16 protein-coding genes are annotated in these 14,188 nt (G+C 69.5%); 5 read left to right on the top strand and 11 right to left on the bottom strand.

Annotated elements, in window-relative coordinates:
• Positions 1-29: 29 nt before the first annotated feature.
• From RSP_RS02550 to RSP_RS02560, 3 genes are read right to left on the bottom strand one after another with little or no spacing between them, the layout of a single operon-like run.
• Positions 30-551 carry a GNAT family N-acetyltransferase gene (locus RSP_RS02550; protein WP_011337072.1) on the bottom strand — a complete coding sequence of 174 codons (522 nt, stop codon included), beginning with the start codon at positions 549-551 and terminating at the stop codon, positions 30-32.
• A complete protein-coding gene (locus RSP_RS02555; protein ID WP_011337073.1) occupies positions 545-1,144 on the bottom strand; it encodes a 2-hydroxychromene-2-carboxylate isomerase in 600 nt (199 codons plus the stop codon). Before RSP_RS02555 ends, RSP_RS02550 begins: the two co-directional genes overlap by 7 nt.
• Positions 1,141-1,659 (bottom strand): cupin domain-containing protein, encoded by a 519-nt coding sequence (locus RSP_RS02560; protein WP_011337074.1) that lies wholly within the window; start codon positions 1,657-1,659, stop codon positions 1,141-1,143. Before RSP_RS02560 ends, RSP_RS02555 begins: the two co-directional genes overlap by 4 nt.
• 139 nt (positions 1,660-1,798) lie before the next feature.
• Between RSP_RS02560 and RSP_RS02565 the strand changes: the two genes are divergently transcribed.
• Positions 1,799-2,776, top strand: a complete 978-nt coding sequence (locus RSP_RS02565; protein WP_011337075.1) for an alpha/beta hydrolase family protein — start codon at positions 1,799-1,801, stop codon at positions 2,774-2,776.
• 27 nt (positions 2,777-2,803) lie between these two features.
• Positions 2,804-3,349: an AAA family ATPase gene (locus RSP_RS02570; protein WP_011337076.1), complete on the top strand. Its 546-nt coding sequence runs from the start codon at positions 2,804-2,806 to the stop codon at positions 3,347-3,349.
• Positions 3,350-3,392: 43 nt separating this feature from the next.
• Here RSP_RS02570 and pdxY read toward each other — a convergent pair whose 3' ends face one another.
• Genes pdxY through RSP_RS02585 form a run of 3 tightly spaced genes read right to left on the bottom strand, consistent with a single transcriptional unit; the run spans position 3,393 to position 5,238 of the window.
• Positions 3,393-4,262 carry a pyridoxal kinase gene (pdxY, locus tag RSP_RS02575; protein WP_017140076.1) on the bottom strand — a complete coding sequence of 290 codons (870 nt, stop codon included), beginning with the start codon at positions 4,260-4,262 and terminating at the stop codon, positions 3,393-3,395.
• On the bottom strand, positions 4,259-4,939 hold the full coding sequence (locus RSP_RS02580; RefSeq protein ID WP_011337078.1) for an MOSC domain-containing protein: 681 nt from the start codon (positions 4,937-4,939) through the stop codon (positions 4,259-4,261). Before RSP_RS02580 ends, pdxY begins: the two co-directional genes overlap by 4 nt.
• Positions 4,936-5,238: a hypothetical protein gene (locus RSP_RS02585; protein WP_017140077.1), complete on the bottom strand. Its 303-nt coding sequence runs from the start codon at positions 5,236-5,238 to the stop codon at positions 4,936-4,938. Before RSP_RS02585 ends, RSP_RS02580 begins: the two co-directional genes overlap by 4 nt.
• A gap of 92 nt (positions 5,239-5,330) precedes the next feature.
• Between RSP_RS02585 and pdxR the strand changes: the two genes are divergently transcribed.
• Positions 5,331-6,743, top strand: coding sequence for a MocR-like pyridoxine biosynthesis transcription factor PdxR (pdxR, locus tag RSP_RS02590; RefSeq protein ID WP_011337079.1), 1,413 nt, complete (start codon positions 5,331-5,333; stop codon positions 6,741-6,743).
• Between the two features lies 1 nt (position 6,744).
• On the opposite strand, the gene bioB is transcribed toward pdxR, so the two are convergent.
• The 3 genes from bioB to RSP_RS02605 all read right to left on the bottom strand — a co-directional run bounded on the left by bioB (position 6,745) and on the right by RSP_RS02605 (position 9,037).
• Complete coding sequence (bioB, locus tag RSP_RS02595) at positions 6,745-7,731, bottom strand: biotin synthase BioB (protein WP_011337080.1); 987 nt, start codon at positions 7,729-7,731, stop codon at positions 6,745-6,747.
• Complete coding sequence (locus RSP_RS02600) at positions 7,728-8,285, bottom strand: biotin transporter BioY (protein ID WP_017140078.1); 558 nt, start codon at positions 8,283-8,285, stop codon at positions 7,728-7,730. The genes bioB and RSP_RS02600 overlap by 4 nt, the downstream gene beginning before the upstream one ends.
• An 83-nt stretch (positions 8,286-8,368) precedes the next feature.
• Positions 8,369-9,037, bottom strand: a complete 669-nt coding sequence (locus RSP_RS02605; protein WP_011337082.1) for a GntR family transcriptional regulator — start codon at positions 9,035-9,037, stop codon at positions 8,369-8,371.
• Between the two features lie 462 nt (positions 9,038-9,499).
• Here RSP_RS02605 and dusA point away from each other — a divergent pair, with 462 nt between their 5' ends.
• Positions 9,500-10,495, top strand: a complete 996-nt coding sequence (gene dusA / locus RSP_RS02610) for a tRNA dihydrouridine(20/20a) synthase DusA (protein WP_017140079.1) — start codon at positions 9,500-9,502, stop codon at positions 10,493-10,495.
• 80 nt (positions 10,496-10,575) lie between these two features.
• On the top strand, positions 10,576-11,394 hold the full coding sequence (locus tag RSP_RS02615) for a sulfite exporter TauE/SafE family protein (RefSeq protein ID WP_011337084.1): 819 nt from the start codon (positions 10,576-10,578) through the stop codon (positions 11,392-11,394).
• 314 nt (positions 11,395-11,708) lie between these two features.
• On the opposite strand, the gene RSP_RS02620 is transcribed toward RSP_RS02615, so the two are convergent.
• Complete coding sequence (locus tag RSP_RS02620) at positions 11,709-13,199, bottom strand: replicative DNA helicase (protein WP_011337085.1); 1,491 nt, start codon at positions 13,197-13,199, stop codon at positions 11,709-11,711.
• 268 nt (positions 13,200-13,467) lie between these two features.
• On the bottom strand, positions 13,468-14,166 hold the full coding sequence (locus RSP_RS02625) for an orotate phosphoribosyltransferase (RefSeq protein ID WP_011337086.1): 699 nt from the start codon (positions 14,164-14,166) through the stop codon (positions 13,468-13,470).
• Between the last annotated feature and the right edge of the window lie 22 nt (positions 14,167-14,188).

Consider the following 14,188-nt stretch of genomic DNA (forward strand, 5'->3'; position numbering starts at 1 on the left):
TGGCGGCGCCTCATGGATCGGCCCGTGCCCTAGCGCTTCTCGACGGAGGCAGCAGGCCGCCGGTTTCGCGCAGATGGTCCTTCGTCAGCACAGCGGCTCAGGTCGATCCGGAAACTGTCCCAGGGCGCAGGGTCGGCGATCGACCGATACAGGTGGATTGCTGTCGCATTGTCCTGCGGCACGAGCCAGCGCAGATGGGTCCAGCCGCGCGCGGTGCCGATCTCGGTCAGCTGGCGGATCAGGGCGCGGGCGAGGCCGCTTCCGCGGGCCTCGGGCATGACGAAGAGGTCGTCGAGCTGACCGGCGCGGCCTCCCGAGATGATTTCGGGCAGCTCGAAGGCGAGGGCGAAGCCGGCCAGCGCGCCGCCGCAGTCCGCCCCGAGAAGCAGCAGATCGGGCGCGCGGAGGGCGCGCTCGATCAGCGCCGCGGCCTGGCCCGGCGTCGTCGCCTCGGCCGGTCCGCTCATGGCCCTCCGATAAGCCGTCGCCAGATCGGCAAGGCGCGGAGCGTCTGCGGCGGAGAGCGCCCGGATCGTCGGAACGCTCACCATCCGCCGGTCCTGATCCACTCTGCCATCATCTCCATGCGATCCCAGCCCCAGAAGGGCTCGTCATCGACGAGGAAGAAGGGAGAGCCGAAAATGCCCCGTGCCACCGCGTCTTCGCCGATCTTCCGGACTGTCTCTTTCAGCGCAGGGTCGGCGATGCCGGCCAGAAGGGCCTCGGGCTCAAGGCCGACCTCCGGGCCGAGGCGCGAGACGGCTTCGGGCGAGGCGGTGTCGAGACGGTCGCTGAAATACAGGTCGAAGACCCTCTGCGCGAAGGCGGTCGCCGCGTCCGGGCTCTGGGCCTCGATCCAGTAGAAGGCGCGCGTCGCCGCCAGAGCGACATGCGGATGGTCGGCGGGCGGGCGGAAGGTCAGGCCCCGTTGCCGCGCGATCCGGGCCCAGTCGCGCTGCGCATAGTCGCGTTTCAGCGGCGTCGACGACAGTCCGCGAGCCCCCGTCACGCTGAAGGCGGCGCCCAGCATGTAGGGCCGCCAGAGCACGGTCCGGCCCAGCTCTGCCGCAAGGGCCTCGATCCGCTGCGCCGCGAAGAAGGCGTAACCGGACGAGAAGTCGAACCAGAATTCGATAGGGTTCATGTCTCCTCGCCCTCCCAGTAATCGACCGCATCCGTGGTGCGGAAGGAGGCGGCGACCCGCCGCTTTGCCTTGTCGCCTCCGGGCGCGGCTCCCGCGAAGACGGTCAGCTTGCCGCTGTCGGGATAGGTCATCACCTCCGGCTCGCGCATGGTGCTGACCGCGACATAGCGCAGAGGGTCAGGGCCTGTTGCGATCAGCTGATGGGCCGTCTCGGCCCCGCCCGCGGGGCAGACGGCCACCATGCCGGCGGCGACCGGATACCGGTCGAGGCCGAACCGCAGCTCGCCATTGCCCGAGAGAATGACGAACAGCTCGTCATTGGCGTGATGGGCATGGAACGGCCAGGCCGCCTTGCCCGGCGGTACCTCCACCAACCGCGCACCCAGATGCGCAGCGCCGAACGGGGCGGCAATGGCCGCCATGGCGGCATGAAAGCGGGTTCCATGGCTCTGCGGCGACAGCTTCAGATCGTCGAGGGTAACGACGGGGCTGCGGGGCATGCGATCTTGGGTCATTCGGGACCTCCTGACGGAAGAGAGCGCCATTCCGCGCGGTCGCGCAATTGAATTGGTTTCAGGTGAGGCGGTGCAAAGCTCATTTGAAGCGCCGTCCCCTGCGCAGGAAGCTGCCCTCCCGGAGGAGGACCCGAGACGCATGTGGACATCTCCGCTTGACCGCTGGAGACCGGAAGCCGCGCCCTTGCGGCTGAAAGCCGAGAGATCCGCCTCGGCGATGCCCGACGAACGCTTCGAGGTGGCGGCCGAGGACGGCTATCCGATCAGAGGCGGGATCTGGCATGCCGATACCGGCCCTGTCGTCGTGATCCATGCCGCCACGGCGGTTCGGGCGCGCTATTACGCCCGGTTCGCCGCCTGGCTCTCCGGGCAGGGGGCGACGGTCCTGACCTTCGACTATCGCGGGATCGGCGAGTCCCGCTCCGTGCCGGTGAAGGATCTGCAGGCGGGATGGATCGACTGGGGTGCCCTCGATGCGGAGGCCGTGCTGGCCTATGCCGGCAGGCGCTGGCCGGATCGGCCGCTCCGCGCCGTGGGCCATTCGATCGGCGGCTTTGCCCTTGGGTTGGCACGCAGCGCGGCGCGGCTTGACCGGATCGTGACGGTGGGCGCGCAATTCGCCTACTGGCGCGATTACGACGCCCGCAGGCGGTGCGCCATGGTGCTCAGATGGCATCTCTTCATGCCCGCCGTGACGCGGCTCTTCGGCTATTTCCCCGGCGCCCGGCTTGGATGGCTCGAGGATGTGCCGCGCGGCGTGGTGCGCGACTGGAGCCGGATGGGGCCGCGGTTCGAGACGAGCGTCTGCTCCGATCTGGACCCGGCAGACCTCGCGGCGCGTCATGGCGCCACCCGGGCGCGGCTTCTGGCCATCGGGTTGACAGATGACCCGTTCTGCACCGAAGCTGCCGCGCAGCGATTGCTCGGCTACTATTCCGCGGCGGATCGGACCCATCTGCGGATCGCGCCGTCGGATATTGCGGTGCCCGAGATCGGGCATTTCGCCTTCTTCCACGCGCGTTTCGAACAGACGCTCTGGCCGCTGGCCGCCGCTTGGCTGCTCTCCGGTCGTCTGCCGGAGGAGGTGCCGGGGCGGATCGTCTCTCCGGCGGGCTGAGCGCAGGTTTCTTTCAGCAGGATCCCCATGAACGACCGACTTTTCGTCATCACCGGCGGCCCGGGATCGGGCAAGACGACGCTTCTGTCCGCGCTGGCGCGGCATGGCCTCGCAACGATGCCCGAAGCCGGGCGGGCGATCATTCAGGATCAGACCACGATCGGCGGACCGGGGTGGCACGGTCAGGACCGGCAACTTTTTGCAGAGCTCATGCTCGGATGGGAGATGCGCTCGTGGCACGAGGCGCAGGGCCTCCGCGGTCCGGTGATCTTCGACCGCGGTATTCCGGACTTGATCGGCTATCTTCAGCTCTACGAGGGCGAGGCGCCGGCGCATGTCCACGCGGCCGCCGAACTTTTCCGGTATCGCCCGACGGTGTTTCTGGCGCCGCCCTGGCCCGAGATCTTCGGGCAGGATGCGCAGCGCGGGCAGGATTTCGACGAGGCCGTTGCCACGGCAGAAGCGATGGAGCAGGCCTATGCCATGGCGGGATACGACCTTCTGCCGCTGCCTCTGACCACGGTCGAAGCGCGGGTCGAGTTCGTTCTGGAGGTTCTGGATCGGTCCGCCTGATGGGCCGCGTTGGCCAGTGCAGAAAGGCGACCGCGCGATGGGATCAGGGACGCGGCGGCTCAGCCTCGCCAGTCCCGAGCGCAAGCAGCGCGCGGCGGAACTCCGGCTCGCTCAGCACCACTTCGCCCGCGCCAAGCGCCTCGGCGTGGCGGAGGGCGCGGGCCGTGAGGGTCTGGGCGGTCTCGATGGCCCGGGGCAGGACAAGGCCCCGCCCGAGGCCCGCGACCACCAGCCCCGCGAAAAGATCGCCGGTGCCGGGAAGGGCGATGGTCAGGCGCTCGGTCGGGTGGCGGCTGAGCCCCTCGGGGCCCATGAGCACGGTTTCGAGCTGGCCGGGGCCGGTATCGTCGAGCACGCAGCCGGTGGCGATCAGATGCGCAGCTTCGGCGAGGGAAAGCGCCGCGCGGGCGGCCTGAAGATCGTCCAGCGTGCGGATCTGCCGGCCGGTGAGCCAGGCCAGCTCGAACGGGTTCGGCGTGGCGATGTCGGCCATGGGCAGCAGCCGGTCGCGCATCACGCCCGCAATGGCCTCGGGGACATAGAGCCCGGGGCCGGTGTCGCCCATCACCGGGTCGCAGATATAGCGCAGGCGCGGGTTTGCACCCTTCGCCTCGGCCACGAAATCCGCCACCATCTCGGCCACATCGAGCGAGCCGATATAGCCGGTGAGGATATAGTCCGCCCGCTCGGGCAGCCCGCGTTCGCGGGCGCCCTGCAGCAGATCCGAGAAGAACTCGGGCGGCAGGGCGCGACCGCGCAGGGTCGGGTAATCCGGGGTGTTCGAGAAGACCACGGTCGGGATCGCCGCCACCTCCAGCCCCGCCGCCTGCATCGGGAACAGGGCTGCGGAATTGCCCACATGGCCGAAGACCACCTGACTCTGGATCGAAATGACGAAAGGGGGGCGTGTCATGCGGTGCCGTCCAGCCTCTTGCTCCAGTCCTCGACCCGCCGGCTTTCCAGCCGCCGGACCGCATGGTTGCGCCAGCCCTCGGCCAGCACGTCGAGCGCGGCCATGCCTTCGAGCTCGGCAAGGTTCATCCGGTCGACATAGAGGGCGTGCCAGAGCCGTCGCAGGCTCCAGTCCGGTGCCGGCCGGTCGATCAGCTCCAGCCGGTCGCCGGGGGCGACGGTGCCGGGCTCGAGGACGCGGTAATACCATCCGGTGCGTCCGGTCAATTGCACGCGCCGCGCCATATCGGGCACGCCGAACCGGTGGTTGAGCTTCCAGCAGGGCTGGCGCCCCTGCGAAACCTGGATCAACGCCCCGCCCAGCCGGAAGGTATCGCCCACGGCGACCTCCGCTTCGGTGAGCCCGACGGTCGAGAGGTTCTCGCCGAACCCGCCGGGCGCGAGGAGCGCCGGAAGGTCTCCGAGCTCCGCGCGCCAGCTCGGGTAATGGTCCGACGGATAGTGATGCACGGCCTTCTCGGCGCCGCCATGCACCCGCCGGTCGGCCTGTTCGTCGCCCTCGAACCCCTCGCGGCCAAGCGTCAGCGGGCGGGTGACGGGTGTCTTGCCGATCCCGCTCAGAACGTCGCTGTCGGGCAGGGGCGCGGCGCGACCCGTCAGGAGGGTGAGGGGGGTCATGCGTCGCGCTCCCGCAGCCGATGCTCGGGTGTGGCCTGCCCGGCGATCCGCCGCACGGAGCCATCGGCTCTGGCCCCCCGCCGCAGGGCTTCTGGGGCAATCCGCGCCCGTTCTGCGCTCTGGCCCAACCGCCAGTGCTCGAAGTCCGGCAGCACAGTGGCCGGACTCGGGTCGACAGGGGCGGGCAGCGGGTCCACCGCCTTCATCCCGCGGAGCAGGTCGCCGGCACTCGGCAGAACCGGACCGAGGAAACGGGCATCTTCAAAGGCCGGGTGGCGCAGGATCGGGGCTGATGTCATCACGGTGGCCTTTCGCGTCTCTTGCCTCTTTGGCAATTCACTGGCCTGTCTGGAAGTGCCAGTATGAACGAATGAGATAGGCCGGTTTGGACATGCGCGAGCCTCTTGCCCTCGAGATCGACCCGGGCCACGGCGGCCCGCTGTTCCTCACCATCGCCGAGGCGATCACCCTCGACATCACCCGCGGGCGGCTGAGGCCCGGAGCGAGACTGCCCGGCACGCGCGCGCTGGCACGCGCGCTCGGGGTGCACCGCAACACGGTGGATGCCGCCTATCAGGAGTTGCTGACCCAGGGCTGGCTGCAGGCGGAACCCGCGCGGGGCACCTTCGTGGCGCAGGATCTGCCGCAGGGGATGCTGGTGCGCAGGCCCGCGCCCGCGCCGGTCGAGCCGGTCGCGATGCGCGCGGGGCTCGCCTTCTCCGACGGCGCGCCGGACCCCGAGCTGGTGCCCGACAAGGCGCTGGCGCGGGCCTTTCGCCGGGCGCTCCTGTCGCCCGCCTTCCGCGCCGGAGCGGATTACGGCGATGCCCGCGGCACCTCCTCGCTGCGGGAGGCGCTGGCAGCCTATCTCGCCTCGGACCGCGGCGTGGTCGCGGATCCTGCGCGGCTGCTGATCGCGCGGGGCAGCCAGATGGCGCTCTTCCTGGCCGCCCGGGCGGCGCTGGCGCCGGGCGAGGCGATCGCGGTCGAGGAGCCGGGCTATCCGCTGGCCTGGGAGGCGTTCCGCGCAGCGGGAGCGGAGGTGCGGGGCGTGCCGGTGGATGGCGGCGGACTCAGGATCGACGCGCTCGAGGCCGCGCTGTCCCGGGATCCGTGCCTCCGGGCGGTCTATGTCACGCCGCACCACCAGTATCCGACGACCGTCACCATGGGCGCCGCACGGCGGTTGCAGCTTCTGGAACTGGCAGAGCGCCACGGGCTCGCGCTGATCGAGGACGATTACGACCACGAATACCGTTTCGAGGGCCGCCCGGTGCTGCCGCTGGCCGCCCGCGCGCCCGAAGGCCTGCCGCTGATCTATGTGGGCTCGCTGTCGAAGCTGCTCTCGCCCGGTATCCGGCTGGGCTATGCGCTGGCGCCCGAGCGGCTGCTGACCCGCATGGCCGCGGCGCGCGCCGCCATCGACCGGCAGGGCGACGCGCCGCTCGAGGCGGCGCTGGCCGAGCTGATCCGCGACGGCGATCTGGGCCGCCATGCCCGCAAGGCGCGCAGGGTCTACCGCGCGCGGCGGGATCTGCTGGCGGAGCGTCTCACGGCGCAGCTGGCCGGGCGCGCCGCCTTCGATCTGCCGGCCGGGGGCCTCGCGCTGTGGCTGCGCTGCACGGGCGTCTCGGCCGAGACCTGGGCCGAAGCCGCAGGGCAGGCGGGGCTCGCCCTGCTGCCGGGCACGCGCTTCGCGCTGGAGAGCCCGGCGCCGCAGGCCTTCCGGCTGGGCTATGCGGCGCTGGACGAGGGGCAGATCGCCCGGGCGGTGGAGATCCTCGCCCGGAGCTTCCCCGGCTGACCTAGTCCGCCGCGACCGGGGGGCGGGCCCGCGCGGGGGCCACATGCAGGCCGAGCCGGCTCAGAAGGTCCCGATCCTTCCACGCCGCCGGATTGCCGGTGGTCAGCAACTGGTCGCCCACGAAGATCGAATTTGCGCCCGCGAGGAAACACAGCGCCTGCAGCTCGTCGCTCATCTCCGTGCGCCCGGCCGACAGCCGCACGACCGAGGCCGGCATCAGGATGCGGGCCAGCGCCACGATCCGCACCAGCGCGAAGGGATCGACCGCCTGCGCGCGGCCCTGCACCGGAACGCCCTCGATCTCGTTCCAGAGGTTCACCGGCACGCTGTCGGGATGCGCGGGGAGGGTCGCCAGCGTCACCAGCAAGGCGATGCGGTCTTCCTCGGCCTCTCCCATGCCGAGGATGCCGCCGCAGCAGACCTTGATGCCGCCCCTGCGGACCTGCTCGACGGTCTCGAGGCGATCCTCCATCGTCCGCGTGCTGGCGATCCGCGCGTAATAGGCGGGCGAGGTGTCGATGTTGTGGTTGTAGAAGTCGAGGCCCGCCGCCTTTAGCCGCGCGACCTGCCCGGGCGAGAGCATCCCCAGCGTCATGCAGGTCTCGAGCCCCAGATCGGCCACGCCCCGCACCATGTCGCAGAGCCTGTCCATGTCGCGGTCCTTGGGGCTGCGCCAGGCAGCCCCCATGCAGAAGCGCTGCGCGCCGGCGGCCTTGGCGCGCCTGGCGGCGGCCAGAACCTCCTCCGTCCCCATCAGTTTCGTGGCCTTCACCCCGGTGTCGTGATGGGCGGACTGCGAGCAATAGCCGCAATCCTCGGGGCAGCCGCCGGTCTTGATGCTCAGAAGGCTCGCGGTCTCGATCGCAGTGGGGTCGAAATGCGCACGGTGGAGCGTCTGGGCACGGTGCATCAGCTCGGGGAAGGGCAGGGCGTGGATCGCCCTCGCTTCCTCCAAGGTCCAGTCGGTCCTGAGGGCGGGGCGGATCATTGCCCGCGTCCCTTGAAGCGCGCGAGCGCGCCGACCAGCCCGGAGGCCAGGGCCAGCTTGACCAGATCGCCCAGGATGAAGGGCAGGAAGCCCGCCGCCAGCAGGGACGCGGCCGGCACGAAATGGGCAAGCCAGGCGAGGCCGGTGGCGTAGACTACGGTGAGCCCCGCAAGCATGGCCAGGAAGCGCACTATCGCCCCGCGCCCCTCCGCCAGCCAGCCGGCAAGGCCCGCGCCCAGCAGGTAGCCCGCAAGATAGCCTCCGGTCGGCCCGGCCATGTAGACAAGCCCGATGCCGCGCTCCGGCGTGCCCGAAAAGACCGGCATCCCCAGAGCGCCGGCCGCCAGATAGGTCGCCATCGCCGCGAACCCGAGCCTCGGGCCGAGCGCTGCGGCGAGGAAGAACACCGCGAGCGAATGCAGCGTCATCGGCACCGGCCAGAACGGGATCTGGATCTTGGCGCCGAGCGTGATCAGCGCCGCGCCGCCGAGCGCCAGTGCAAGGCCGCATCCGAGCGCTGCGGGACGGCCGATGGAAGGGGTGAGAAGCGCCAAGGGTTTGTCCTCCGGAGATAGGGTCGAATCTATCTATAATCAGGAGGGAGCCACGCTGCTCTGGCAACGTTAATTATAGATAATCAGTCGTGAATGTCGTAAGTTCCAGGCCTGTCTCCGTTATTTGCGGATGGCCTGCGCCGTCCGACCCAGCCGACATGGCGGGCGAGCGTGGAACAGGCGAGGTCGGTCTGCCCCTTGCGCAGCGCATCGAGGATCGCGCGGTGGTCGTGATCGGTGCGCGCCTCCCAGTCGCGCCGCCAGGCTGCGAAGAGAAATCGCGCGCTGGCCGCCTGCAGGTCGTCGATGGTCCGCAGCAGGCGGGGCATGCGGCAGGGAGACAGGATCAGCCGGTGGAAATGGCGGTTTGCCTCCTCCCACTCGCGGACCGTGCTGGCCGAGTCTCCGCGGCGCGTAATTTCTTCTGCCTGCAGCAGAATGGCGCGTGTCAGGTTGGGGGCGGCATGGCGCAGGGCGAGGCTCTCGAGGCTGGAGCGCATCTCGGCGACCTCGCGCAGCTCGGCCACGTCGAACTCGGTGACGCGGAAGCCGCGCCTCGGTTCGCTCTCGGCCAGCCCCCTGGTCTGCAGCTCGCGAAAGGCCTCGCGCACCGGCACATGGCTGGCGCCGAACTCGATGGCGACATGATCCTGCCTGAGCCGCGCGCCGGGCGGGATCTCGCCCGAGATGATGCGATCTGCAAGGATGCGGGCGATGCGGGCGGATTGAGTTTCTTCCGGGCTGTGCTGCATGATTTATAGATAATTGACGCGGAATGGCTTGTCGACGGCTGAGGCTGCCGCTCAACGTCTCCCATCACTGTTCGCCGACGTCAGGCGCTGGAGAGGCAACGCTCCGAAGGCATTTTCCCTACCGCGGCTTGACCCGCGCGGATCCGCTGGGCCCGCAGTGGGACAGCGGCGGGTCGGGTTGGGTCAGCTTCGCGCACCGATCTTTGCCGGCTCCGTCTCACGTTTCTTGAGCCCAGCGGCTGCGGCAGGGCGTCTGTCAAAGCTCTGCGTCTCATGATACGAGGTCCCTTCTCGCATCGCGCGCGCGGGGGATCTGCTGCCGGCTCCCTTAGGTTGGCGTACACCGAAGCGAGCCCATGATGACCTTCTGACATGGCGCATGGGACGCATCGGGTCCGATGGCGAGATCGGCGTGGATGGAACATGACGGACCGAAACGAGACGAAGGCGAGGGGAGTATAAGTGACTGAACTGAAGCAGCCTTCGTCAACGGCCTGCCGCCTGTCAGTGGCTCCGATGCTGGACTGGACCGACCGCCATTGCCGCTTTTTCCACCGGCTGATGACGCGGCGCGCCATGCTTTATACCGAGATGGTCACCGCGCCCGCCGTCATTCACGGGCCGCGCGACCGGCTTCTCGGGTTCTCCGAGGCGGAGCATCCCGTGGCGCTGCAGCTCGGCGGCTCCGATCCGGCGGAGCTTGCGCAGGCGGTCCGGCTGGCGGAACCCTATGGCTATGACGAGATCAACCTCAACGTGGGCTGCCCCTCCGACCGTGTGCAGTCCGGCTGCTTCGGGGCCGTGCTGATGGAGCGGCCCTCCCTCGTTGCCGACTGCGTGGCGGCCATGATCGCGGAAAGCCCGGTGCCCGTCACCGTCAAGTGCCGGATCGGCGTCGACGAGCAGGAGCCCTCCGAGGTGCTGCCCGCCTTCCTCGAGACCGTGGCCGCTGCCGGTGTGCGGCATTTCGTGATCCACGCCCGCAAGGCCTGGCTGCAGGGGCTGAGCCCACGGGAGAACCGCGAGATCCCGCCGCTCGATTACCCGCTGGTGATCGCCATGAAACGCCGTTTCCCCGAACTCACGATCTGTCTCAACGGCGGGGTGGGCAGCCTTACGCAGGCCGAGGCGCTGCTGGCGCAGGGGCTCGACGGCATCATGATCGGCCGTGCCGCCTATAACGAGCCCGAGCTGCTGCTCGAGGCCGACCGGCTCTGGGGCGAGGAGCCGCCGCGCGATCTCGCGGCGGTGCTGGCCGACATGCGCCCCTACATCTCGGCGCATCTCGAGGGCGGCGGACGGCTGCACCAGATCACCCGGCACATGCTCGGGCTCTTTGCCGGGCGGCCCGGTGCCCGCCACTGGCGGCGCATCCTCTCCGAGGGCGCCGCCCGGCCCGGGGCAGGGCTCGCGCTTTTCGACGAGGCGCTCGAGGCGGTGCAGCCGCGCGCGGCCTGACGTTTCCGAAGGGCGGGCCTCTGGCCTTCGCGGCCGACGCAGGCTAAGGCGGGGCGCATCCCCGCAAGAACAGGCTCGCCATGACCGAACTCTCGCTGCTCCTGCCCATGCTGGCGCTCCTCCTCGCCATCGGCGCCTTCGCGGGGATCATCGCGGGCCTTCTCGGCGTGGGCGGCGGGCTCGTCCTCGTGCCGGCCTATCTCTATGCCTTCGAGGCGATGGGCTACGGCGGGCCCTCGCTGATGCGCGTCTGCCTCGCCACCTCGCTCGCCACGATCATCGTGACCTCGCTCCGCTCCGTCCATGCCCACCACCGCAAGGGTGCCGTCGATCTCGAGATCCTGCGGCGATGGGGCCTCTGGATCGCGCTCGGCGCGGTCGCGGGCACCTTCCTCGCCTCCAGCATGAAGTCGGTCGTCCTGCAGGGGATCTTCGGCGGCGTGGGTGTGGCCGTGGGGCTCTACATGGCCTTCGGCAAGACGAGCTGGCGGCTCGGCGAGAGCCTGCCCCAGGGCGCGGCGCGGGCGGCCACCGGCACCGGAGTGGGGCTCCTGTCGGTCCTGATGGGCATCGGCGGCGGCACCTTCGGGGTGCCGCTCATGAGCCTCTTCAACGTGCCGATCCACCGCGCCGTGGCCACCGCGGCGGGCTTCGGCGTCATCATCGCCCTGCCCTCGGCCGCGCTCTTCCTCTTCACGCCCACCGATGCGGCGCCGCCCCTGACGGTGGGCGCGGTCAACTTGCCTGCCTTCGGCATCACCATCGCCATGACGCTCTTGACCACGCCCCTCGGCGTGAAGCTCGCCCATGCGATGGACCCCAAACCCCTCAAGCGGGTCTTCGCCGTCTTCATCATGATCGTGGCGCTGAACATGCTGCGAAAGGCGTTCCTCGCCTGATCCGCACAGCGGGGCGAAGGCAGGCCTGCACCCGAGCGTCGGAGCTCGCCCCAAGCGGTGCAGCACCGGACCGGCGCGCGAGCTTCAACCGAACGCTCCTGCAAACTCCTGCCTGATCGCCGCCGGGTCGGGATAAAAGCGCCCTGCCACGCAAGAGCCGGAAGGCACGGCGCAAAGGGCACCTGTCGCGGTCCTGCCGATCTCCGAAGGAGCGCGCCAGTCACCTGATGCAAGCGCGTGGGCTGCCTGTGTCTTCCGCGGCAGCGCCGGAGAGCGGGGGCTCGATGCCCCCCGAGCCGGCCCCTCTCGGCGCGTCAGTAGCTCTCGATTCCCTGCTGCCAGGGCCGCACGAGATTGCCGAACCGCGTGAAACGGCCTTCGAAGCTCAGTTCCACCGAGCCGATGGGCCCGTGGCGCTGCTTGCCGATGATGACTTCGGCCTTGCCATGGACCTGCTCCATGATCGCCTGCCACTGGGCCATCTTCTCCATCTCGTGGTCGCCGGGCTTCTCGCGCTCGCGGTAATATTCCTCGCGGAACACGAACATCACCACGTCGGCGTCCTGCTCGATCGAGCCCGACTCGCGCAGGTCGGACAGCTGCGGCCGCTTGTCGTCCCGGCTCTCGACCGACCGCGACAGCTGCGAGAGCGCCACCACCGGGATGTTCAGCTCCTTCGCGATGGCCTTCAGCCCCTGCGTGATCTCCGAGACCTCCTGCACGCGGTTGTCGCGCGAGCCGCCCGAGCCCTTCAGCAGCTGGAGATAGTCCACCATCAGCACGTCGAGCCCGTGGGTCCGCTTCAGCCGCCGCGCGCGCGCCGCCACCTGACTGATCGGCAGGGCCGGCGTGTCGTCGATATAGAGCGGGCAGGCCTCGAGCGCCTTCGCGGCCTCGACGAAGCGGCGGAACTCGGCCTCGGTCATGTCGCCGCGGCGGATCTGCTCCGAGGGAACCTCGGCCGCTTCCGACAGGATCCGGGCGGCCAGCTGCTCGGCGCTCATCTCGAGGCTGAAGAAGCCCACCACGCCGCCCTCGATCGCCCCTTCCGCCCCGTCGGGCAGGCGCCCGCGGCGGTAGGCCTTGGCGATGTTGAAGGCGATGTTGGTGGCGAGCGAGGTCTTGCCCATCGAGGGGCGCCCGGCGAGGATCAGAAGGTCGGAGGGATGCAGCCCGCCCAGCTTCTTGTCGAGATCGGCAAGTCCCGTCGAGATGCCGGCAAGGCCCCCGTCGCGCTGGTAGGCCGCATTGGCCACGTTCACCGCGTCGGTCACGGCCTTCAGGAAGCTCTGGAAGCCGCGCTCGGCCTGGCCCTGTTCGCCCAGCCGGTAGAGCTTCTGCTCGGCCTCGACGATCTGCTCCTTCGGCTCCGACGCCACATCGACCCGCGCGGCCTTGGCGGCGATGTCGCGTCCGAGCCCGATCAGCTCGCGCCGGACAGCCAGATCGTAGATCATCTGCGCATAGTCGCGCGCGGCGAAGGCCGAGATCGCCGCCCCCGCGAGCCGCACGAGATAGGCGGGCCCGCCCAGTTCCTTCAGCCCCGCATCCTCCTCGAGGAAGGCCTTCAGCGTCACCGGCGAGGCGAGCGCATTCTTCTGGATCCGCGCCGCCGCGATCTCGAAGATGCGCTGGTGGACCGGATCGAAGAAATGCTCGGCCCGGATCACCGAGGCGATGCGGTCGAAGATGTCATTGTTGGTCAGGATCGCGCCGAGCAGCTGCTGCTCGGCCTCGATGTTGTGCGGAAGCACCTCCGGAGATTTCTCCGCCTGAGGCTCCCGGAGCGCCCTGACCTCGTTCATGACTCTGCCCTCTGCTCTCGTTGCGCGGGCGCCACCTTCAGCGGGCGCCCTTCCTGTCTCGCTGGCCCCTGATACCCCCGAACGGCCGTGTCGGGCAGGGGGTATAGGTTCGGGGACGATCCGGCCTGAAGCCTGTGGACAAGCTGTGGATCGTTTTGCGGTCTCCACAGCCTACCACATATCGCTGCGCCTTCAGCCCGAAAACGCAGGCTCTGGGCCGCACTTCGGGCAGGGCCCGGATTCGCCCACAGGCCCCGTGCCGCCTCCGTCAGAGGCTCTTCGTCGGATCGGCCGGTTTCCGCGCGTCCTGCCAGTCGCGGGGGTTGGACAGGAAGCTCTCGACCTCGGCCAGCGTGCCCGCGTCGAACGTGCCCGAGGCGCGCGCCTCGGCCAGCACATCCCACCAGGTGCACAGATGATGCAGCGTGACCCCGTGCGCCTGCAGCCGTCCGATCGTTTCGGGAAAGATCCCGTAGTAGAAGATCACCGCCGTATGGGCGCAGCTGGCGCCCGTCTCGCGGATCGCATCGACGAACGAGAGCTTCGAGCCGCCGTCGGTGGTCAGATCCTCGACCAGAAGCACGCGCTGACCCTCGGTCATGACCCCCTCGATCCGGGCGTTGCGGCCGTAGCCCTTGGGCTTCTTGCGCACATAGGTCATGGGCAGGCCCAGCCGCTCGGCCACCAGCGCCGCGAAGGGGATCCCGGCCGTCTCGCCGCCCGCGATATTGTCGAAGGCCTCGAAGCCCGCGTCGCGCAGAAGCGTCACCGCCATGAAATCCATCAGCGTCGACCGGATGCGCGGATAGGAGATCAGCTTGCGGCAGTCGATATAGGTGGGCGAGGGCAGACCCGAGGCCAGCGTGAAGGGCTCCTGCGGGCGGAAATGCACCGCCTCGATCTCGAGCAGCATCCGCGCCGTCAGACGGGCGATCTCCTCGCGCGGCGGAAAGGAGGTGGGGATCATCGGGATGGTCCTTTCATCGGGT

It is taken from the genome of Cereibacter sphaeroides 2.4.1 (genome assembly GCF_000012905.2).
Taxonomy (GTDB): domain Bacteria; phylum Pseudomonadota; class Alphaproteobacteria; order Rhodobacterales; family Rhodobacteraceae; genus Cereibacter_A; species Cereibacter_A sphaeroides.